The sequence below is a fragment of the Pauljensenia hongkongensis genome, assembly GCF_001746855.1.
Classification (GTDB): Bacteria; Actinomycetota; Actinomycetes; order Actinomycetales; family Actinomycetaceae; genus Pauljensenia; species Pauljensenia hongkongensis.
In genome coordinates this window covers 630403-649874 of record NZ_CP017298.1, presented here as the reverse complement: position 1 = coordinate 649874, position 19472 = coordinate 630403, and the positions used below count along the sequence as shown (strand labels likewise).

At 70.0% G+C, this 19472-nt stretch carries 21 protein-coding genes and 2 tRNA genes; 20 read left to right on the top strand and 3 right to left on the bottom strand.

Going from position 1 to position 19472, the window contains the following annotated elements; genetic code table 11:
* Nucleotides 1–11 precede the first annotated feature (11 nt).
* Entirely contained in the window at nt 12–434 is a 423-nt protein-coding gene (locus BH719_RS02720) for a hypothetical protein (protein WP_009743212.1), read from the top strand.
* Nucleotides 435–650: 216 nt separating this feature from the next.
* Here the strand turns inward: BH719_RS02720 and BH719_RS02715 are convergent, their stop codons facing one another.
* Nucleotides 651–1898, bottom strand: coding sequence for an alpha-amylase family protein (locus tag BH719_RS02715; RefSeq protein WP_009743211.1), 1248 nt, complete (start codon nt 1896–1898; stop codon nt 651–653).
* Between the two features lie 69 nt (nt 1899–1967).
* On the opposite strand from BH719_RS02715, the gene BH719_RS02710 reads away from it, so the two are divergent.
* The 3 genes from BH719_RS02710 to BH719_RS02700 all read left to right on the top strand — a co-directional run bounded on the left by BH719_RS02710 (nt 1968) and on the right by BH719_RS02700 (nt 4356).
* Nucleotides 1968–2579 carry a TetR/AcrR family transcriptional regulator gene (locus BH719_RS02710; protein ID WP_034255174.1) on the top strand — a complete coding sequence of 204 codons (612 nt, stop codon included), beginning with the start codon at nt 1968–1970 and terminating at the stop codon, nt 2577–2579.
* A gap of 231 nt (nt 2580–2810) precedes the next feature.
* Nucleotides 2811–3857 (top strand): NAD(P)-dependent alcohol dehydrogenase, encoded by a 1047-nt coding sequence (locus BH719_RS02705; RefSeq protein ID WP_009743210.1) that lies wholly within the window; start codon nt 2811–2813, stop codon nt 3855–3857.
* A 46-nt stretch (nt 3858–3903) separates the two neighbouring features.
* On the top strand, nt 3904–4356 hold the full coding sequence (locus tag BH719_RS02700; protein ID WP_157098157.1) for a methyltransferase family protein: 453 nt from the start codon (nt 3904–3906) through the stop codon (nt 4354–4356).
* A 97-nt stretch (nt 4357–4453) separates the two neighbouring features.
* Here the strand turns inward: BH719_RS02700 and BH719_RS02695 are convergent.
* Nucleotides 4454–4527, bottom strand: a tRNA-Gly gene (locus tag BH719_RS02695).
* Between the two features lie 101 nt (nt 4528–4628).
* On the opposite strand from BH719_RS02695, the gene BH719_RS02690 reads away from it, so the two are divergent.
* From BH719_RS02690 to BH719_RS02680, 3 genes are all read left to right on the top strand, one after another.
* Nucleotides 4629–4702: transfer RNA gene (locus BH719_RS02690), tRNA-Pro, on the top strand.
* A gap of 26 nt (nt 4703–4728) precedes the next feature.
* Nucleotides 4729–5034, top strand: a complete 306-nt coding sequence (locus BH719_RS02685; protein ID WP_009743208.1) for a hypothetical protein — start codon at nt 4729–4731, stop codon at nt 5032–5034.
* Between the two features lie 150 nt (nt 5035–5184).
* Complete coding sequence (locus BH719_RS02680; RefSeq protein WP_009743207.1) at nt 5185–5856, top strand: TMEM175 family protein; 672 nt, start codon at nt 5185–5187, stop codon at nt 5854–5856.
* 43 nt (nt 5857–5899) lie between these two features.
* On the opposite strand, the gene BH719_RS02675 is transcribed toward BH719_RS02680, so the two are convergent.
* Nucleotides 5900–7312 (bottom strand): MBL fold metallo-hydrolase RNA specificity domain-containing protein, encoded by a 1413-nt coding sequence (locus tag BH719_RS02675; RefSeq protein ID WP_009743206.1) that lies wholly within the window; start codon nt 7310–7312, stop codon nt 5900–5902.
* A gap of 163 nt (nt 7313–7475) precedes the next feature.
* On the opposite strand from BH719_RS02675, the gene tig reads away from it, so the two are divergent.
* The 13 genes from tig (at nt 7476) to BH719_RS02610 (ending at nt 19340) form a co-directional block, all read left to right on the top strand.
* Nucleotides 7476–8828 carry a trigger factor gene (gene tig, locus BH719_RS02670; protein WP_009743205.1) on the top strand — a complete coding sequence of 451 codons (1353 nt, stop codon included), beginning with the start codon at nt 7476–7478 and terminating at the stop codon, nt 8826–8828.
* 168 nt (nt 8829–8996) lie between these two features.
* Nucleotides 8997–9458, top strand: coding sequence for a MarR family winged helix-turn-helix transcriptional regulator (locus tag BH719_RS02665; protein ID WP_009743204.1), 462 nt, complete (start codon nt 8997–8999; stop codon nt 9456–9458).
* A 30-nt stretch (nt 9459–9488) separates the two neighbouring features.
* Nucleotides 9489–10085 carry a DUF998 domain-containing protein gene (locus BH719_RS02660; protein WP_009743203.1) on the top strand — a complete coding sequence of 199 codons (597 nt, stop codon included), beginning with the start codon at nt 9489–9491 and terminating at the stop codon, nt 10083–10085.
* A gap of 265 nt (nt 10086–10350) precedes the next feature.
* Nucleotides 10351–10962 (top strand): ATP-dependent Clp protease proteolytic subunit, encoded by a 612-nt coding sequence (locus tag BH719_RS02655; RefSeq protein WP_034255173.1) that lies wholly within the window; start codon nt 10351–10353, stop codon nt 10960–10962.
* Complete coding sequence (locus BH719_RS02650) at nt 10962–11606, top strand: ATP-dependent Clp protease proteolytic subunit (protein WP_009743201.1); 645 nt, start codon at nt 10962–10964, stop codon at nt 11604–11606. Before BH719_RS02655 ends, BH719_RS02650 begins: the two co-directional genes overlap by 1 nt.
* 356 nt (nt 11607–11962) lie before the next feature.
* Nucleotides 11963–13222, top strand: coding sequence for an ATP-dependent Clp protease ATP-binding subunit ClpX (gene clpX, locus BH719_RS02645; RefSeq protein WP_009743200.1), 1260 nt, complete (start codon nt 11963–11965; stop codon nt 13220–13222).
* A 26-nt stretch (nt 13223–13248) separates the two neighbouring features.
* Complete coding sequence (locus tag BH719_RS02640; protein ID WP_009743199.1) at nt 13249–13587, top strand: chorismate mutase; 339 nt, start codon at nt 13249–13251, stop codon at nt 13585–13587.
* Between the two features lie 213 nt (nt 13588–13800).
* Entirely contained in the window at nt 13801–14280 is a 480-nt protein-coding gene (locus BH719_RS02635) for a hypothetical protein (protein WP_009743198.1), read from the top strand.
* Nucleotides 14277–15440, top strand: coding sequence for a peptidoglycan-binding protein (locus tag BH719_RS02630; protein ID WP_157098156.1), 1164 nt, complete (start codon nt 14277–14279; stop codon nt 15438–15440). The genes BH719_RS02635 and BH719_RS02630 overlap by 4 nt, the downstream gene beginning before the upstream one ends.
* Nucleotides 15437–16132, top strand: a complete 696-nt coding sequence (locus tag BH719_RS02625; RefSeq protein WP_009743196.1) for an ABC transporter ATP-binding protein — start codon at nt 15437–15439, stop codon at nt 16130–16132. The genes BH719_RS02630 and BH719_RS02625 overlap by 4 nt, the downstream gene beginning before the upstream one ends.
* Nucleotides 16125–17327, top strand: a complete 1203-nt coding sequence (locus tag BH719_RS02620; protein WP_009743195.1) for an ABC transporter permease — start codon at nt 16125–16127, stop codon at nt 17325–17327. Before BH719_RS02625 ends, BH719_RS02620 begins: the two co-directional genes overlap by 8 nt.
* Before the next feature lie 341 nt (nt 17328–17668).
* Entirely contained in the window at nt 17669–18703 is a 1035-nt protein-coding gene (locus BH719_RS02615) for a hypothetical protein (RefSeq protein ID WP_009743193.1), read from the top strand.
* Nucleotides 18704–18707: 4 nt separating this feature from the next.
* The gene (locus BH719_RS02610; RefSeq protein ID WP_009743192.1) at nt 18708–19340 is read left to right on the top strand and encodes a hypothetical protein; all 633 of its coding nucleotides are present in this window, start codon (nt 18708–18710) and stop codon (nt 19338–19340) included.
* Nucleotides 19341–19472 lie beyond the last annotated feature (132 nt).

Here is a 19472-nt window from a genome sequence, read left to right as displayed (position 1 = left end):
CCGGTGGGCGCATGAGGTTCTTCCAGCAGCTGTCGGTAATGCCGCGCCGCCAGGGCAGGCTCGTTCTCGTCGTGTTCCTCTTCGATTTCATGGTGTTCGGCCATGGCCTGCTCCTGATGCTCAACTCCCCGGAACGCGGGGATCTGGTGCTCCTGGGGTCCGTCGTCGTGGCAGCGGCCGTCCTCGTTGGGATCGCCGCCGTCGTCCGCCTGGTCAGGTGGGTGGGCCGGGGGTGCCCGCAGGTGCCCCCCACCGTTGAGCTGCTCGGTTTGGCCAAGGGGCTCGGAGTCGGCGCGGTCGTCATGCTGGTGGTCTCGCTCGCCCAGTTGCTGACCGGGAACCCGGTCGCGGTGCAGTGGTACTTCCTCTTGATCGGCTGCTTTCTGGGCGCTTTCTGGGCGTTCTTCGACATCACCGCGGAGAACGGGGACTAGGGGCCGGGCGCGCGCCCGCCGTCGGGGCGGCGGCTTGCGCGGCGCCCGGCTGCACCATTGCGCGTACGCGCACCACTTAGGCCGCCGACACGCCGGGAGAACCAGGGGCCTTCTGGTCCTAAGTGGTGCACAACAGGCCTAAGTGGCGCGGACAGAGCCCGACGGCTCTGTCCATGGCGCGCCCACCGTCGGGGCGCGTCGCAGTGGGCCCTGGGCTCAGTGCCCGGCCTGCTCCCACAGGACGGTCCCGCCCCCGTCGCGGATGGTGGCCCGGGGTGTGGACGTCAAGTCGATGGAGACGTCCAGGCAGGCGCTGGAGTCGGCCGCCCGCACCCTGTAGGTGTAGCGCTGGTTCTCCAGGGCGACGGCCGACGTGGTCGCGGTGGTGAGCCACGGGTTGCGGCGGCGCAGGCCGATGAGGTCCTGGTGGGCGCGGTAGACGCCCCATCCCCAGGGCGCCAGTCCGTCCGGCGAGGCGGGGAACGCCGGGCGCACGGCGTCGTCGCCACCGGCTCGCTCCTCCTTGACGCCTGTGAAGCCCTGCTCGTCGCCGGAGTAGATGGAGGGGATCCCGCCCACGGTCATGAGGACGGCCAGCGCGGTGACAGCCCCGTCGGGGCCGACGGCTGAGGCGATCCGGGTCACGTCGTGGTTGCCGATGAAGGTGTTGGGCGTGAACGAGGAGAGGAAGGCGTTGTGGCGCTGCAGCGCCCAGTCGAGTTCGAAGAGGTTCCGGTCCTTGATCGAGGACCAGACGGCCTTCCACAACTCGTACTGGGTGACCGTGTCGACGCCCGCGGCGGCGGTGAAGCCCGCGTAGTCGCCGTGGATGACCTCCGCCAGGAAGAACGCGTCGGGGTGCGCGGCCCGAACCCCGGGCAGCACCCGCGCCCAGAAGTCCGTGCTGATGGAGTACGCGGCGTCCAGGCGCCACCCGTCGGCGCCGCGGTCCAGCCAGTGGCGCATGACGTCCGCCGTGTACTCGGCGGCGGCGGACGAGGCGTGGTCGAGGCGCGCCAAGGAGGCGTGCCCCTCGAAGACGCGGGGGGCGGGGCCGCCGGGGGCGCCCCAGTCGATGTCGAACATGGCCGCCGCCCCGCTGCCCGGTCCCTCGGCCAGGGCGCGCCGCAGGAGGGGGTGGCCGCTTCCCACGTGCGAGAAGACCCCGTCGAGCAGGATGCGCAGGCCGCGCTCGCGGCAGGCGCCCACGAGGTCGTCGAAGTCGGCGTCGGAGCCCAGGCGCGGGTCGATGCGGTAGTGGTCGAGGGTGTCGTAGCCGTGCGTCGCCGAGGCGAAGACGGGGCCGAGCAGCAGGCCCGAGCAGCCGAGTCCGACGGCGTAGTCGAGCCATCCCATCAGGGCGCGCAGGCGGGGCCCGGGGTGGGGGTCCGCCTCGTGGATCGGCGCCCCGCAGAATCCCAGGGGGTAGACGTGCCACCAGATCGCGTGGTGTTTCCAGTCCATGGGGAACTCCTAGTGAATCTCGTTCATTAAGCTTAGTGATCGTATATCACTAACGGTAGGATGAGCAATATGGTGAGACAAGACCGCACCCCCCGGCGCCGACTCGACCCGGACTCGCGGCGCGAGGCGATCCTCGCCGCAGCCGCGGCCGCCTTCGCCGACCGCCCCTTCGCCGATGTGACCATTGCCTCCATCGCCGCCGATGCCCAGGCCTCCAGCTCACTGGTCTACCGTTACTTCGCCGGCAAGGAGGAGCTCTACGCGCAGGTCGTCGGCCTGGCGATCGAGGAGCTGCTGGACAAGCAGGCCGCCGCCCTCGACGCCCTCGACGAGGGGGTCCCCGTGCGCGACCGCATCGGCGCGGCGACCCTGGTCTACCTCGACCACATCGCCAGCCATCCGGACGCCTGGGCGGCGCCGCTGCGCGGATCGAGGGGGGAGCCCCAGGCGGCCGCGGAACTGCGCGTCCGCGTCCGCGCCGATTACGTGGAGCGCCTCGCGGGCCTCCTCGCCCCCTCCGAGCAGGCTCGCCACGAGTACGCCCTGTGGGGGTACTACGGCTTCGTGGACGCCGCCTGCCTGCGGTGGGTGGACAAGGGCTGCCCCCCTGACGAGCGGTGGGCGCTCGTGGATGCGGCGCTCGGGTGCCTCGGCGGGGCGCTGGGCGACTGGGCCGCTTGACGGCGGCCTCCCACTGGGGGTGCGGGGCCCGTCCCGGACGCGGGGGAGTGGGGGGTCGGCCTCGCGCCAGGATGTGGGGGCCGGCGTGACGCCGGGAGCGCGGGGGTCGGTTCGTCCCCCGGGCACCGGCCCCGCTGCCGGGAGGGCGCGACGGACCGCCGTCTTTGTCCGGTCAAAAAGGGGTGTGTGGCGTAGGATTGGAGGGACGGCCCCACGATTGGAGGAGCAGCGATGCCCCAGGTACTCGCCTACGCGTGCGACGACGCGACCACCCGTTTCCACAAGACCACGATCGACCTGCGCGAGCCCGGCCCCGGGGAGATCTACTTCGACGTGAAGTACGCGGGCATCTGCCACTCCGACATCCACACCGCCAGGGGCGAGTGGGGGCCCGTCGCCTACCCGCTGGTCCCCGGCCACGAGTTCGTCGGCGTCGTGGCGCGAGTCGGCGAGGGCGCCACCCGCTTCGCCGTCGGCGACCGGGTCGGCGTGGGCTGCATGGTGGGCTCGTGCGGCCAGTGCGAGATGTGCGGCGCAGGCTACGAGCAGTGGTGCACGGGCACGCCCGGGACGCTGTGGACCTACCGCGCCGACGCCGACGGCAACCCGACGACCGGCGGCTACTCGCAGGGCTTCACCGTCTCGGAGGACTTCGCCTGCCGCATCCCCGACCAGATCCCCTTCGACGCCGCCGCGCCCCTGCTGTGCGCGGGGATCACCATGTACTCGCCGCTGCGCCGGTACGGGGCGGGGCCGGGCACGCGCGTCGCCATCGTCGGAATGGGCGGCCTGGGGCACGTCGGCGTGAAGCTCGCCGCCGCCATGGGCGCCGAGGTGAGCGTGATCTCCCACGGGCGCTCCAAGGAGGCCGACGCGCGCCGTTTCGGCGCCTGCGCCTTCCACGCCACCAGCGAGGATGGGACCGTCGAGGCCCTGCGCGGATCCTTCGACCTCATCATCTGCACCGTCAGCGCCAACAATCTCGACTACGAGGGCCTGATGGGGACGCTGCGCCCCTACGGCGTCTTCGTCGACGTCGGCCTGCCCGAGGAGCCGGTGCGCCTGCCGCTGCGGGCGTTCGTCAACGGCGCCAAGTCCTTCGCGGGCTCCCAGATCGGCGGGATCCGTCAGACGCAGGAGATGCTGGACTTCTGCGCCGCCCACGGCGTGGCGCCCCAGGTCGAGATCATCGGCGGCGAGGACATCACCGGCGCCTACGACCGCGTCGTGGATTCCAAGGTCCGCTACCGCTACGTCATCGACACCGCGACCTTCTGACGCTCCGTCCGCCTGCGGCGGCGCCGCGGCGTGGAACAATGGTGGGATGTTGAGAATCCCACCGATGTTCCTCACCGTCGGCGCCTTGGCCGTACAGGCGCTCGTGCCCTTCCCGGACGCCGGCCACCCGTGGTGGCGGTGGGCGGCGGCGGGCGCGTTCGCATTCGCGAGCGGGGTTCTGCTGGTCGGCTCGTCGATGCGCTTCTACCGCGCAGGCGTCTCGGCGGACCCCGTCGGGGTCGACCACCCCCGCGCCCTCGTCAGCACAGGGGTCTACCGCGTCACCCGCAATCCCATGTACGTGGGCATGGCGTGCGCGCTCGCCGCCCATGCGAGTATCCGCGAGGCGTGGGCGTGGCTCCCCGCAGCGTGTTTCGTCGTCCTGGTCGACCGCGCGCAGATCCCCGTTGAGGAGAGGGCGTTGCGCAATGCTTTCCCCGACGAGTACGCCGCCTACACCCGAAGGGTGCCCCGGTGGCTCGGGGTGCCGCGCGCCTGATGCGTTGGTCCGTCCGTGTGCACCGCGCGCTGTTTCCGCTTTATACGGCCGCGGGAACGCGGGGGCCCCGGACCGATTGGGTCCGGGGCCCCCGCCGTGGAGCGGATGACGGGAATCGAACCCGCGTGATCTGCTTGGAAGGCAGAGGCTCTACCATTGAGCTACATCCGCGCGCCCCCTGGTCGGGGACCCCCCAACCTTAGCGGACCGGGAGGCGAATTGCGAAACGGGCGCGGCCCGTGGGTATGATTGCGCAGGGGGAGTGCCCCCGCCGGGGTGTGGCGCAGCTTGGTAGCGCATCTGCTTTGGGAGCAGAGGGTCGCAGGTTCAAATCCTGTCACCCCGACTTCGAACGGAAACCAAGGGGGTCCTGTGCGGTCGTACCGGTCGATCATGGCAGTGGGCGCGGTGCGCGCCGGGCACGACCCCCGCGAGGTCGAGGCGGCGGCCCGCAGCGCGGTGCGCCTGGAGTCCTGGGACATCGCGGTCGTATCGGGCCAGCCGCGTGCCACTGCCCGCTTCGCAGCCGCGGACGACGACGAGGCCCGGGCCTCGCACGCCGCGATCCTCACAGGCGTGCGCCGAGTCGCCGAGGTGCCGGGCGCCGTGCTGGCCGCAGTGGTGCACGGGCGCTCGCGGCCCATCGCCTCCGCGCCGGCCGACGCGGGCCGGAACTGATCGGCCGGCTTCGGAGGCAGCGCGCCAACGGGGAACGGGGCGCCGGCAGGTTGACGGCCCACTGCTGCCGTGCGAGAATCGGCGCGCCGGGCGGAGGAGCCGGGCGGCCGGATCTCGTGGAGTCGGCGTCCACGGAAAGGTGATCGTGCGGTGAAGTTCCTCAAACGCTCGTCCAGAAGCGCCGCCGCCAAGGGCAGCGGGGGCGCGAAAGGGTTCGCGCAGATCGGATCGGGCAGGCTGGAGGCGTTCAGCGACGGGGTCATGGCGATCGCCATAACGTTGCTCAGCCTTGATATCAAACTCCCCGAGTACAGCGGGGACCTGCTGGACGATCTGGCCGCACTGTGGCCCACCTACGTCGGATTCGTCCTGAGCTTCATGCTCATCGGCCAGGTCTGGCTCAACCACCACGCTGTTTTCCACATCCTCCGGGCCGTCGATCAACGGGTGCTGGTCTTCAACCTTCTGCTGCTGCTGGACGTCGTCTTCCTGCCGTTCGCGACTTCTGTGCTCACCAACAGCCTGGAACGCGGGTCCCAAGCGCGCGTGGGCGCGGTGTTCTACGGCGGCGTGATGGTGGTCGGCGGCCTGCTGTTCAACGCCCTGTGGCACTCGGCCATCCGCAATCCCAGCAATCTGAGGCACGAGATCCCCCGGTCCGTGGTCCGCAGGATGAGCCTGCGCTTCGCCCTCGGCCCGGTCCTCTACGCCTTCGCGTGCGTTCTCGGCGCCATCAACGCGTGGCTGAGCATAGGCACCTACGTCTGCCTCATCGTCTTCTACATGATGGACTCCATGGCGGCTCCCCGTAACGGGGCCTGACGCGGCAGCCGCGGGCCGCCCGCCCGGAGCGCCGCCGCCCGGATCAACTCCGGTCCACGGTGATCGTCTGCCCGGGCGAGGCCACGGCGGCGTCGAGGCCGAGGCGGGAGCGCAGGGCGCCCGCGAGCGCGCTCGCCGAGTCGGGTTCGCCGTGCACGCAGAAGATCCGCCCTGGGGCGGGGGAAAGGCCGCGGGCCCAGTCCACCAGCTCGGAGGCGTCGGCGTGGACGGAGAACTCCTCGTCGCGGACCACGCTGGCGCGCACGCCGACCTCCATGCCGAGCAGTTTGAGGGACTGGGCGCCGTCGGCCAGCGACCGCCCCCGCGTGCCGACTGCCTGGTAGCCCGTCAGGACGACGCAGTTGCGCGGGTCGGGCAGCATCCTCGCCAGGTGGTGCAGGACCCGCCCGCCCGTGGCCATGCCCGACGCGGAGATGATGATCGCCGGAGCGCCCAGGGTGTTGAGGCGCTTGGACTCCTCGACGGCGCGCAACTGGGTGAGGCGCAGGTGGGGCAGGCGCAGCCGGGCGCCGTCGCGCAGCTCGCAGGCCTGGGAGGGGGCGCGGTAGATCTCCAGGGAGCGCAGGGCCATGGGGGAGTCCACGTAGACCGGGACCGGGGGGATCCGCCCCTCGGCGGCCATGCCGTCCAGGGCGGCCAGGACCACTTCGGTGCGGTCCACCGCGAAGGCGGGCACCAGCACCGACCCGCCGAGTGAGACGGTGCGGCGGATCGCGGCGGCGAAGGCCTCGTGCGGGGAGGCGGGCTCGATGTGCTCGCGGTCGCCGTAGGTGGATTCGATGAGCGCCACGTCGGCCCCCGGGGGGATCTCGCGGCTGCGCAGCACCGGGTGGGTGGTGCGTCCCAGGTCGCCGGAGAACAGGACGGAGCCGTCCGGGGTGGCGACCCGGATCGACGCCGAGCCCAGGATGTGGCCCGCCCGGTGCCAGGTCGCCTCGATCCCGTCGCCCAGGTCCAGCGGCCGGTGGAACTCGACGGAGCGCATGAGGGGCAGGGTCTTGGCCACGTCGCCGATGCGGTACAGGGGCAGGGCCTTCTCGTGGCGCGAGAACCCGTGCTCGTTGGCGAAGTCGGCGTCCCGCTCCTGCAGGTACGCCGAGTCGCGCAGGACGATCTCGGTGAGCGCCTGGGTGGCGTCCGTGCCCCAGATCGAGCCGCGGAACCCGTGCTTGACCAGGCGGGGCAGGTAGCCGGTGTGGTCCATGTGGGCGTGGGTGAGCAGCACGTCGTCGATGGACGCCGGATCCACGGGGAAGGGCGCCCAGTTCGCGCGGCGGAGCTTCTTCATCCCCTGGAAGAGTCCGCAGTCGACCAGGATCCGGCGCGGTCCTGCGCCCGGGCGGTCCGGGGCGCCGCCGGGCGGGTCGATGGAGAGCAGGTACTTCGACCCGGTCACGGTGCGTGCCCCGCCGAGGAATGTGAGCGTCGTTGCCATGGATCCAGTGTGCCCGAAACCATGGCGGAAGACCAGGGGTGCGGGGCGCGTTTGCCCACTAAACGAGGTGGCGCGGCGACACGGGCGGGGCACTGTCGTAGACTGAGCGCGTTATGTGCCCAGAAGGGCGCGGAATCAGCCAGACGTAACGGAGCATACGCACGTGAAGAGCAGTGTCGAGACACTCGAGCCGACCAGGGTCCGCCTGACCGTTGAGGTTCCTTTCGAGGAGCTCAAGTCCGAAATGGACAAGGCGTACAAGGACATCGCCGGCCAAGTCAACATCCCGGGGTTCCGCAAGGGGCACGTGCCCCCGCGCATCATCGACCAGCGTTTCGGCCGGGCCGCCGTGATCGAGCAGGTCGTCAACGAGGTCCTGCCCGGGCACTACTCTAGTGCGGTCGCCAGCAACGACCTGCGCCCCATGGCCCAGCCCGAGGTCGAGGTCACCGAGATCCCCAACACGACCGGCCCCCAGGGCGGCCAGTTGGTGTTCACTGCCGAGGTCGCCGTCGTGCCCCCCTTCGAGCTGCCCGCGATCGATGAGTCGATCGAGGTCGTGGTGGACTCGGCCGAGGTGGCCGACGAGGACGTGGACAAGGAGCTCGAGGAGCTGCGCGGGCGTTTCGCGACCCTCAAGACCGTTGACCGCGCGGCTGCGGCCGGGGACTTCACGACCATCGACCTGGTCGCCCGCATCGGCGGGGAGGAGGTCGACTCCGTGTCCGACGTGTCCTACGAGATCGGTTCGGGCGACATGCTCGACGGCCAGGACGAGGCGCTGTCCGGCGCCAGCGCCGGCGACGAGGTCGCTTTCACCGCCGTCCTCAAGGGCGGCGACCACGAGGGCGAGGAGGCGGAGGTCTCCCTCACCGTCAAGTCGGTGAAGGTCCGCGAGCTGCCCACGGCGGACGACGACTTCGCCCAGATGGTCTCCGAGTTCGACACCATCGGCGAGCTCACCGAGGACCTGAGGGAGCAGGCCGCCCAGTCCAAGGAGTCCCAGCAGGCCCTCCAGGCCCGCGACCGCCTCATCGACCTGCTGCTGGAGCGGGTGGAGATCCAGCTGCCCGAGTCGGCTGTCGAGCACGAGCTCTCCCACCGCGTCGAGGCGGCGGGCGAGTCCGCCGACCAGGACGCCCTGCGCGCCGAGGTCGTCAGGGAGATGCGCTCCGAGCTCTTGTCGGAGGCGGTCGCCAAGGAGTTCGACGTGCAGGTCTCCCAGCAGGAGCTCATCGACTACGCGATCCAGATGTCGCAGAACTACGGCGTCGATATCAACCAGCTGTTCTCCTCCCCCCAGCAGATGTCGAACGTCGTCGCCGACCTCGGGCGCTCGAAGGCCCTCATCGAGGCGCTCAAGCGCGTCACCGTGAAGGACTCCTCCGGAGCGGAGGTGGACTTGTCGAAGTTCTTCGGCGAGGACCCGGCCGCTGCGGAGAACGCCGAGATCGTCGGCGGGGCGGATTCCGACGAGGCGGAAGCCCCCGCGGATGCGGAGGACGCCGCCGAGTGAGGCCCTCGGCCCACTGGCCTTGACGGTGCCCGCGCCAGTAGGCGCGGGCACCGTCGCATCCAGGCTCCGCGGAGCCCGCCGTCGGGCAGCCCGGCTCTGCGGAGCCCGCCGCCGGCCAGTCGGCTCCGTGGACTTGCGCCCACTAACTTAAGAGCTTAAGTTAGTGCTGTGGACCTCGCCTACGAACTGCACGACCTGGTGCTCACCCTCGACCGGTGGGCGGAGCGCCGCCTGCGGTCCGTCGGGTTGAACTACAACCGCTACGTCGCACTGGTCGTCGTGTGCGAGCACCCCGGCGTGAGCGGGCGCCAACTCGCCGGCCCCCTCCGCGTGTCGGAGGCGGCCGCGAGCGGCATCGTCCGCTCCCTGCTGGAGGCGGGCCTCGTCGAGGACACCGCCCAGAAGGGGGACGGCAACGTGCGCCGCCTCAGGGCGACGCCGGCCGGCGTCGGGCTGCGGGCGAGGTGCTCGGACCTGCTCGGCTCCGCCCTCGACACCGCCGCCCGGGGCATCGGCGTCGATCCGGAATCGCTCGCGCTGTCCATACGGGCGCTCCACGACCAGGTGCGCTCCCCGCGGGGCGGGATGGACGGGGCGGGGCCCGCCCGATCCGTGCAACAGATCCACTGACCGCAGACCCCTGTTTGGAGATGAGTCCCAATGGCGACTGTTCTCGCCTGCGCTGCCCTGGCCCTCGGCGTCGCCAGGACCGCCATGTTCGTCGCGCTGCACCTGGTGCCCAGCGACTACGACATCGTCCACCACGCGGTGAGCGACTACGCGGTGGGCCCCACCCGCCGCCTCGCGGCGACCATGACCTGGACATCCGCGGTGTTCTGGCTGGTCCTGGCTGCGGCCGTCGCGCTCGCGCCCGCCAACGACGGGCCGGGGCTGGCCGCGTGGATGCTGGCCCTCGCCGCGGTGTTCGTGCTCCTGCCCCTGCTGCCCACCGATGTCGAGGGGAGCGCGCCGACCCTGGTCGGGCGCCTCCACATGCTCGCGGCCATCGCGTGGTTCGCGATCGCCTACTCGTGCATGGGCGGCTTCATCCGGTTCTTCGCCCCGAGTGCCCCCGGCGGCCTCATGGCCCTTCTGGTGGCCGTCAGCTGGGTGGCCGCCGTGGGTTTGGTCGCCCTGGTGTCGGCCCTGGTGGTGCGCCCCCTGCGGCGCGTCGCATTCGGGATCTCCGAGCGCGTCTTCCTGCTGGCGGTCCACGTGTTCTACATCGCCGTGGCCGTGGGCCTCATGCTCGTCTGAAGCGCCCGCGCCCGTCCACTGGCGGGTGCAGCGCCACACCGCGCGCGTGCGCCCGGGGGCGAGCGGGCGGGCGGCATGGGGCGGGTGGGCCCAACCGCCTCCGGCTCTGGGCCTGGTGCCGTGCCGTCCTCCGTGCGGGGCGCGGGCCCGGCGAACCTGCGCTCAAAGCGAAAAGATCCGTGCTGGGGCGCGTGGGGGGCCGGGAACCGCTACGTTGGTAGCAGCCCGACCCGGGAAGAGGGTCCACGTATAGGAGGAGGAGCGCGTGAGCGTGCACATGGCCGGCCCTGGCGCCGAGAGCATCATGGGGCTGGGGGACTCTGTCTACCAGCGCCTTCTGAAGGAGCGCATCATATGGCTCGGCGGAGAGGTCCGCGACGAGAACGCCAACACGATCTGCGCCCAGCTGCTGCTTCTGGCGGCCGAGGACCCCGACCGTGATATCTACCTGTACATCAACAGCCCCGGCGGTTCCGTGACCGCGGGCATGGCGGTCTACGACACCATGCAGTACATCAAGCCGGACGTGGTGACGGTGGGCATGGGCCTGGCCGCCTCGATGGGGCAGTTCCTGCTGACGGCCGGCGCCCCCGGCAAGCGGTACATCACCCCCCACACCCGGGTCCTCCTGCACCAGCCGCTGGGCGGTGCGGGGGGCTCGGCGACGGAGATCCGCATCAACGCGGACCTGATCCTGGGCATGAAGAAAGAACTCGCCGAGATCACCGCGCAGCGCACCGGCAAGTCCGTGGAGCAGATCGAGGCCGACGCCGACCGCGACCACTGGTTCACCGCCCGCGAGGCGCTGGAGTACGGTTTCGTCGACCAGTTGATCGAGGGCCCGCAGGAGATCGGCACCCGAGGAGGACAGTTCTGATGACCACCCGACCCTACTTCGAGGCCGCGGCCCGTCAGATGCCGCAGGCCCGCTACGTGCTGCCCGACTTCGAGGAGCGCACGGCCTACGGATTCCGCCGCCAGAACCCCTACACGAAGCTCTTCGAGGACCGCATCGTCTTCCTCGGCGTCCAGGTGGACGACGCCTCGGCGGACGACGTGATGGCGCAGCTGCTGGTGCTGGAGTCCCAGGATCCCGACTCGCTCATCACCATGTACATCAACAGCCCCGGCGGCTCGTTCACCGCGCTCACGGCCATCTACGACACGATGCAGTACATCAAGCCGCAGATCCAGACGGTGTGCCTGGGGCAGGCCGCCTCCGCCGCCGCGGTCCTGCTCGCGGCGGGCAGCCCCGGTAAGCGCCTCGCGCTGCCCAACGCGCGCGTCCTCATCCACCAGCCGGCCATGGAGGGCATGCAGGGCCAGGCCTCCGACATCCAGATCGTCGCGGACGAAATTGACCGGATGCGCGCATGGTTGGAGGACACCCTGGCGGAACACTCCGGAACCCCGGTCGAACAGGTGCGCCGCGACATCGAGCGCGACAAGATCCTGACCGCTCCGCAGGCGGCCGAATACGGCCTGATCGACCAGGTGCTGGAATCGCGCAAGGCGCAGTGAAGGAAGGGCCTGTGGTGTGTTCGGTATCTATCGGACTCCACGGGCCCTTCCCGTTCGATATACGCAAATTTGTGGCGCCGGTCATGGAAACTGGCGAAGGGTTTGAGAAAAACTAACCTAGCGGTAAGTCGATTGTTTCTCGCCCTGCCCGATGGGGCGGTCCGTTCACAGCGGCGGATAGGGGTGGAGACGGACCACGCGATGGCGGGGTGAGGAAGAGGAAATCGCGACATTTCGCGGGAAAAACCTTGCGTGTTCTCGCGCGTGCGCTATCGTTGCAATAGTTTGAACGACTGAAACACCGCCGGCGTACCGGCGCCGTCCCAGGGCGGTATCCCAGCAACCTTGGAGGTCCCGTGGCTCGACTCACTGATGGCGCAGAACTGCTGAAATGCTCTTTCTGCGGGAAGAGCCAGAAGCAAGTGCGCAAGCTCATCGGAGGCTCCGGCGCGTACATCTGCGACGAATGCATCGAGTTGTGCAATGAGATCATCGAGGAGGAGCTCGGCAAACAGCCCTCGTCCTCGGCTGCCTCGCCCCTGCCCAAGCCCCGTGAGATCAACGAGTTCCTCAATTCATGGGTGATCGGTCAGACCAGGGCCAAGCGGGCGCTGTCGGTCGCCGTCTACAACCACTACAAGCGCGTGCGCTCGCGCGAGGCCGGCCATGAGGAGGACATGCTCGGCACCAAGTCGAACATCCTGCTCCTGGGGCCCACGGGCACGGGGAAGACCCACCTGGCGCGATCGCTCGCCCGCCTCCTCGAAGTCCCCTTCGCCATCGTCGACGCCACCGCGCTCACCGAGGCGGGCTACGTGGGCGAGGACGTGGAGAACATCCTGCTGCGCCTCATCCAGGAGGCCGATGGCGACATCAAGAAGGCCGAGCGGGGCATCATCTACATCGACGAGATCGACAAGATCGGGCGCAAGGCCGAGAACGCCTCCATCACCCGCGATGTCTCGGGCGAGGGCGTGCAGCAGGCCCTCCTCAAGATCATCGAGGGCACCGTCGCCTCGGTGCCGCCGTCGGGGGGGCGCAAGCACCCCCACCAGCAGTTCCTCGAGATCGACACCTCGGGCATCCTCTTCATCGCCGCCGGCGCCTTCGCCGGCATCGAGGAGATCGTCAAGGCGCGCCTGGGGCAGCGCTCCACGGGCTTCGGCTCGGAGCTCAAGTCCGCCTCGGAGATGGGGGACCTCTACGAGGCCGTCAACGCCGAGGACCTCCACAAGTTCGGGATGATCCCCGAGTTCATCGGCCGCCTGCCGATCCTGACGTCGACGAAGGAGCTCACCAAGGAGGACCTGGTCCGGGTCCTCACGGAACCCAACAACTCGCTGGTGCGCCAGTACCAGCACCTCTTCGAGCTCGACGGAATCGAATTGGACTTCACCCGCGGCGCCCTGCTGGCCATCGCGGCCCAGGCCAACGAGCGCAAGACCGGCGCCAGGGGGCTGTCCTCCATCATGGAGCGCACCCTGTCGGACCTCATGTTCGAGCTGCCGAGCCGCGACGACGTGGCCCGCGTGGTCATCACCCGCGAGCACGTCAACGGCGTCGGCGCCGCCGAGCTGTACACGGACCGTTCCTCCGAGCGGGTGCGCAGCGCCTGAGGGGCTCTGTGATGGGGAACGGGCCAATGGGGGACGAGGCGGCGGGCCCCGCCGACCGCGGCGTGACGGGGATCCCCGAGGCGCTCGCCGAGGCGCGCCGCACCATCGACAACATCGACGCCGCGCTCATCCACATCCTCGCCGAGCGCTTCCGCTGCACGCAGCGCGTGGGGCACATCAAAGCGGTCCACGACCTGCCCCCGGCCGATCCCGAGAGGGAGGCGCGCCAGGTCGCGCGCTTGCGGGCGCTGGCGGTCCGCTCCGGCCTGGACCCGGACTTCGCGGAGAAGTTCCTGTCCTTCATGGTGCGCGAGGTCATCCGCCACCACGAGGACATCAAAGCCGAGTACGAGGGCGCGGGATAGCGGGCCGTGCCTCGTCGGTTCGTTACCGAATTGTGACGGGAACTGGGATTTTGGTACTAGGGGAACGCCTTCCCCGCCCCCACGGTTACTGAGAGAGGTTGTTTCCGGTCTGGCTCCAGGGTTCCTTTAAGGAAACTTCCAGGGATGCCGTCTTGAATGTTCAACTGCGAGCGTGATCCGCCGCAAAGACACGTACATTCAAGGAGTTTTCCCATGAAGAAACACCGCCCCGCCCGTGCCTTCGCCGCAATCGGCCTGGCTGTCGCCGTCGGCGTCCTCGGCGCCTGCTCCAACGGCAACTCGGGCGCCGCTGGCAACAAGCCCTCCGCCAGCGCGTCGAGCACCGTCAAGTCCGCGGACGACGCGAACCTGATCTTCGCGCAGTGCATGCGCGGGAAGGGCTTCGACGTGCCCGACACCGGTTTGACCCCGGACAACCTCTCCGACACCTCGGAGGCGTTCAACAACGCCCTCAACGAGTGCCAGCAGGAGATCGGCCCGGCGCTGGGCGAGGAGAACGACCTCACGAAGGACGCCGACGCCCAGCAGCAGCTCGTCAAGGGCGCTGAATGCCTGCGCGGACTCGGCTACGACGTGCCGGATCCGGAGCCGGGCAAGGGCCTCAACGTCAAGGACGTCCCGCAGGACGCCCTGCAGAAGTGCTTCAACAACCAGGGGGCCCAAACCAAATGACGACGGAGTCGACGGAAACGAAACCGCCGCGTAAGCGCCGGATGCTCGTCGTCGGTGCCTGCGCTGCACTGGCGGTCGCCCTCGCAGGGGTGGGAACCGCCTACGCGCTGGGCAAACTGCCCGGCGGCGAGCAGAACCAGTCGGAGGGCAACGTCTTCACGGGAAGCACCGGCGTGGTGACCCGCGGCACCCTGGAAGGGGAGACGACCGCAGTGGGAACCCTGCGCTACGCGGACCAGTACAAGTTCCGCGGCGCCTTCGAAGGCGTCATCACGAAACTCCCCACCCCGGGCACGACGCTCCACCAGGGGGACATGATCCAGCAGGTCGGCGACGAGCCCACCTACTTCATGCACGGGGCGACCCCCGCGTGGCGGGCCTTCGAACCCGACATGAGCAACGGCGACGACGTCACCCAGCTGGAGACCGCGCTCAAAGAACTCGGGTACTTCACCGGCGAGCCGAACACCCACTACGACTGGCTGACGCGCGCCGCCATCCAGAAGTGGCAGAAGGACAAGGGCCTCACGCAGAACGGGATCCTCCCGCTGGGCCGCGTGGTCTTCGCGCCCGAGGACCTGCGGGTCGGCACGATGATCGCCCGCCTCGGCGACCGCGCGACCCTGGAGACCGACCTGTTCAACGTGTCCAGCACCCGCCAGGTGATCAGCGCCAACCTCAAACTGGCCGACCAGAAACTGGGCGTCGTGGGCAACAGCGTCAAGATCCGCCTACCCGGCGGCGAGACCACCACGGGGACGATCTCCACCGTGGAACCGCCCACCGACAAGGGATCCGCGTCCGGCGACCAGAAGGGCTCCGGCTCGGGTTCGGGTTCCGGCTCGGGATCCGATTCCGCCAGTGACAAGGAGCGCGTCATCCCGATCACCGTCACCCCCGACGACCCGTCGGCGACGGAGGGCCTCCAGGAGGCGTCCGTGTCGCTGGGCCTGGTCAGTGAGAAGCGCGAGAACGTCCTGTCCGTGCCGCTGGGCGCCCTCATCGCCCTCACGCCCGACCAGTTCGGCGTCGAGGTGGTGAACGACGACAACACCATCCGGAAGGTGCCGGTCAAGACCGGTCTCTTCGCCGGGGACCGCGTTGAGGTGACCAGTGACGAACTGTCCGAGAACCAGCGCGTGGTGGTGCCCGACCGATGAGCCGAATACTCTCACTGCACGACGTGCGCCGCACCTACGGCCAACCGCCCGTGGCGGCGTGCGCCGGGGTCAGCCTCTCGATCGACCGGGGTGAGTTCGTCGCCATCGTCGGCCCCTCCGGGTCGGGCAAGTCCACCCTGCTCAACCTCATTGGGACACTGGACCGCCCCACCTCGGGCACTGTGGAGATCGACGGGATCGACGTGTCGCGCCTGTCGGACCGCAGGCTGTCGGGACTGCGGGCGCACCTGATCGGCTTCGTGTTCCAGCAGTTCCACCTCAGCGAGGGCATGACCGCCATCGACAACGTCGCGGACGGCCTGCTCTACCTGGGAGTGCCCCGGGCCGAGCGCCGCCAGAAGGCGGAGAGGGCCCTCATCCGGGTCGGGCTGTCGCACCGGCTCCACCACAAGCCCCACCAGATGTCGGGCGGCGAGCGCCAACGCGTCGCCATCGCCCGCGCGGTCGTGGGGGACCCCCCGCTGCTGCTCGCGGACGAGCCCACGGGCAACCTCGACTCCGTGTCGGGCGCGTCCATCGTGGAACTGCTCCACGAGCTCCACGAGCAGGGGACGACCATCGTCGTCATCACGCACGACAACGACCTCGCGATGAAACTGCCCCGCCAGGTCGCCATCAAGGACGGACGCATCGTCCACGACTCCGCCGCGAAGGAGGTGGCCCATGTCTGAGGACTCCAAACCGATGTACTCGAAGCTGCGCTGGTCCGACGTGGCGCGCCTGGGCGGTACGGGCATACGCTCGCGCCCCACGCGGGCCGTCCTGTCGGCCCTGGGCATCGCCATCGGCATCGCGGCGATGGTGGGCGTCATCGGCGTGTCGACCTCCAGCCAGGCCCAGCTCGCCGAGCAGCTGCGGGCGCTGGGCACCAATATGCTCACCGCCCAGGCCGGCGAGGACCTGTCCGGGTCCTCCACGCGCCTGCCTGATGACGCGGTCGGCCGGATGCGGCTCATCGACGGGGTGGAGAAGGCGACCTCCACGGCCACCCTGTCGGGGGTGTCCGTCTACCGCTCCCGCCTCGCCGACAAGAACGCGACGGGCGGCATCCTCACCATGGCGGCCGAGCAGTCCCTGCTCGACGTGGTGGCGGGCTCCGTGGCCCGGGGGACGTGGCTCAACGAGGCGACGGCCACGTACCCGGCGACGGTCCTCGGCGCGAAAGCCGCCCAGCGCCTCGGCGTCGTCGAGCCCGGCACCCAGGTGTGGATCGGGCACACCTCGTTCACGGTCGTCGGCATCCTCGATCCCGTGACCCTGGCGCCCGAGCTCGACAACTCCGCCCTGATCGGGTCGAGCATCGCCGAGCAGCAGTTCAGCTTCGACGGGAAGCCGACCACTGTCTACGAGCGCTCCACCGAGGACAGGGTCGAGGACGTGCGCGCCCTCCTGGGCCCCACGCTCAGTCCGAAGAACCCGACCTCCGTCAAGGTCTCGCGGCCCTCCGACGCCCTGGCCGCGAAGAACGCCGCGGACCAGACCTTCACGGCGCTGCTGGTGGGGGTCGGCTCGATCGCCCTGCTGGTCGGCGGCATCGGCGTGGCGAACACGATGATCATCTCCGTTCTGGAGAGGCGCAGGGAGATCGGCCTGCGGCGGTCGCTGGGGGCCATGCGCGGGCACATCCTCGTGCAGTTCCTGGCCGAGGCGCTGCTGCTGGCGTTCCTGGGCGGGGCCGCGGGGTGCGTGCTCGGCATCGGCGTCACCTTCGGGATGAGCGCGGCGAACGGATGGCCATTCACCCTGCCGTGGTACGTGGTCGTCGCCGGCCTGTCCGTGACAGTGGGGATCGGGGCCGTCGCAGGCCTCTACCCAGCAGTGAGGGCCTCGCGCACACCGCCCACCGCGGCGCTCAACGCCCAGTAGCGCCCCGGACCCCCGATTGCCTCCCGATGTGGCCCCCGATGGGGAGCCCCCGCCTGATGGGGAGCGCTTGGCGGGGAACGCGCGATGGGGAGCGCCCGCGCCCGTCGGCCACGTGCCGACGGGCGCGGCGGCGCATGCGGGCGCGGCGCGGGGCTCATGGGGGAAACAGCTGGGAGCGGTCCTGCCCGAATAGGAGAACTGGGCGGGAACGGCGCGCTCCCATGTGGGAAGCGGGCGGGAGCGGTGGCCCTCGCGAGCGGGAAGTGGGCGGGCGTCCCGAGTCCGCCCCTGCGCCCGACAACAGTGGTACCGTCGAACGGAACCGAATCGAAAGGCAGACTATGACATCGCCCTACACCCAGCCCGATCCGAACGCAGATAGTCGCGGACAGGGGAGCGGGACCCCCGGTTACGGCGGTTCGGCCCAGCCCTACGCGGCGCCCGGTGGTTCTGCCCAGCAGTACGGTGCGCCTGGCGGTTCTGCCCAGCCCTACGCGGCGCCCGGTGGCTCGGCCCAGCAGTACGGGGTCCCGGGTGGTTCGGCCCAGCCCTACGCGGCGCCCGGCGGTTCTGCCCAGCAGTACGGGGTCCCGGGTGGTTCGGCCCAGCCTTACGCCGCGTCCGGCGGTTCTGCCCAGCAGTACGGAGCGCCCGGCGGGACCGGGGCAGGATGGGAGTCCTCGGGCGGGCAGAGCGCCCAGGGCGCGCAGCCCTACGCCCAAGGGGCCCCGGCGGGCGGCGCGCCCGGACAGGGGGGCGGCGCCTACCGGTACCAGCGCGACGACACCACCCCCATCCCCCTGACGGCGGACTCCATCGTGATGCCGAGTGCGAAGGGCGCGGCGTGGGTCGCGTTCATCCTCTCCGTTCCCTTCATCGCGGGATCGATCTGGAACGTGATCTACCTCGGTGGCGAGGGGACCGTCCTGGGGATCGTTGTCCTCGCTTTTTTCGGGGCGTTCCTGCTCTTCGGCGGGTTCCTCTTCCGCTCCTCGTCGATGACCATCGACGCCACCGGGTTCCACGCCAAGAACATGGTGCGGTCGGCCGACGTCCCGTGGCCGGCTTCGCGGACCGGGTTCTACGTGCGGGTTGAGAGGAAGCGCAGGGGGGCCAGCGCTCTTATGAGCGAGGTCTCCGCCCGCGTCATCACTCCCGATGGGCGGGCCATGCCGCTCACCGGCATCGCCTGGGCCGGGATCGACGTGGCGGAAATGGAAGTGAAGGGCATCACGCAGTGCTGGCGGCTGTGGAACTGGGCGGTGGCCAAGGGCTTCACCCGCGAGACCGGCCAGTACGTGGAGCTCAGCGGCCTCGGCATCCAGCAGGCCATGCGGTCCAAACAAGAGCACCTCTACGGCATCGTCCGCGGTTGACCCGATGCGGGGCCATCGCTACAAGTGCAGGGCGTCGGCGTGCGGCCCGATCCCCCTGGACGCCGACACCGTCACCGTTCCCCTGGTGAAACCCGTGGAGTGGATCTCGGTCCTGCTGTCCACCGCGGCCGCTGCCGTTTCCCTGGCCGTCGTGGCGGCAACGAGCGGGCTTTCCGCGTCCTCCGTCATCATCTACTGCGTCTGCGCGGCGGTGTGCCTGGCGGAGATCGGAATCATGGCGGTGCTCTGCGTCACCATCGACTCCACTGGTTTCCACGTGAGATCCGTCTTCGGGCGGCGCACTGTTCCCTGGCCCGCCTCGAGGACCGGACTGTTCCCCGTCCTCGTCACGGTGCGGCGCCGCTTGCCCAGGGCAACGGTCTGCGTGGTGGCCCCGGACGGCCGGCGGGTGACGATGCGCAGCCTCGCGTGGAGCCGCATGTCGAAGGAGGAAGCCGTGTCCCTCGCGGTCCTCCACTGCTGGCGCATCTGGAACTGGGGCGCGGCCAAGGGGTACACTCGGGAGACCGGCGCCTACACGCCGCTGCGCGACCCGCGCATGCAGCAGGAGCGCAGCCAGATCGAATGGGCGTTCGGGATCCTCCCCACCACTGGCGCGCCCCACTCGACCACCTGAGTGGCTGATCCGTCGCGGATCCCTCCGGATCCCCGTGGGCTGCCGCACCACTCGCACCAAGCCCGGGGTCGTGCGGGCGAGCGCCGGGTGGCTCCCATAGTGCGGTGGGAAATGCGCGGGTACTGACCCGCT

Excerpts from the sequence above, each read along its gene's own strand:
- BH719_RS02700 (WP_157098157.1), top strand. The coding sequence starts at position 3,904 with ATGTTGAGAATCCCACCGATGTTCCTCACCGTCGGCGCCTTGGCCGTA.
- BH719_RS02720 (WP_009743212.1), top strand. The coding sequence starts at position 12 with ATGAGGTTCTTCCAGCAGCTGTCGGTAATGCCGCGCCGCCAGGGCAGG.
- BH719_RS02635 (WP_009743198.1), top strand. The coding sequence starts at position 13,801 with ATGAAGAAACACCGCCCCGCCCGTGCCTTCGCCGCAATCGGCCTGGCT.
- BH719_RS02620 (WP_009743195.1), top strand. The coding sequence starts at position 16,125 with ATGTCTGAGGACTCCAAACCGATGTACTCGAAGCTGCGCTGGTCCGAC.
- BH719_RS02710 (WP_034255174.1), top strand. The coding sequence starts at position 1,968 with ATGGTGAGACAAGACCGCACCCCCCGGCGCCGACTCGACCCGGACTCG.
- BH719_RS02615 (WP_009743193.1), top strand. The coding sequence starts at position 17,669 with ATGACATCGCCCTACACCCAGCCCGATCCGAACGCAGATAGTCGCGGA.
- BH719_RS02625 (WP_009743196.1), top strand. The coding sequence starts at position 15,437 with ATGAGCCGAATACTCTCACTGCACGACGTGCGCCGCACCTACGGCCAA.
- BH719_RS02630 (WP_157098156.1), top strand. The coding sequence starts at position 14,277 with ATGACGACGGAGTCGACGGAAACGAAACCGCCGCGTAAGCGCCGGATG.
- BH719_RS02650 (WP_009743201.1), top strand. The coding sequence starts at position 10,962 with ATGACCACCCGACCCTACTTCGAGGCCGCGGCCCGTCAGATGCCGCAG.
- BH719_RS02705 (WP_009743210.1), top strand. The coding sequence starts at position 2,811 with ATGCCCCAGGTACTCGCCTACGCGTGCGACGACGCGACCACCCGTTTC.
- BH719_RS02715 (WP_009743211.1), bottom strand. The coding sequence starts at position 1,898 with ATGGACTGGAAACACCACGCGATCTGGTGGCACGTCTACCCCCTGGGA.
- BH719_RS02610 (WP_009743192.1), top strand. The coding sequence starts at position 18,708 with ATGCGGGGCCATCGCTACAAGTGCAGGGCGTCGGCGTGCGGCCCGATC.
- BH719_RS02640 (WP_009743199.1), top strand. The coding sequence starts at position 13,249 with ATGGGGGACGAGGCGGCGGGCCCCGCCGACCGCGGCGTGACGGGGATC.
- BH719_RS02675 (WP_009743206.1), bottom strand. The coding sequence starts at position 7,312 with ATGGCAACGACGCTCACATTCCTCGGCGGGGCACGCACCGTGACCGGG.
- BH719_RS02660 (WP_009743203.1), top strand. The coding sequence starts at position 9,489 with ATGGCGACTGTTCTCGCCTGCGCTGCCCTGGCCCTCGGCGTCGCCAGG.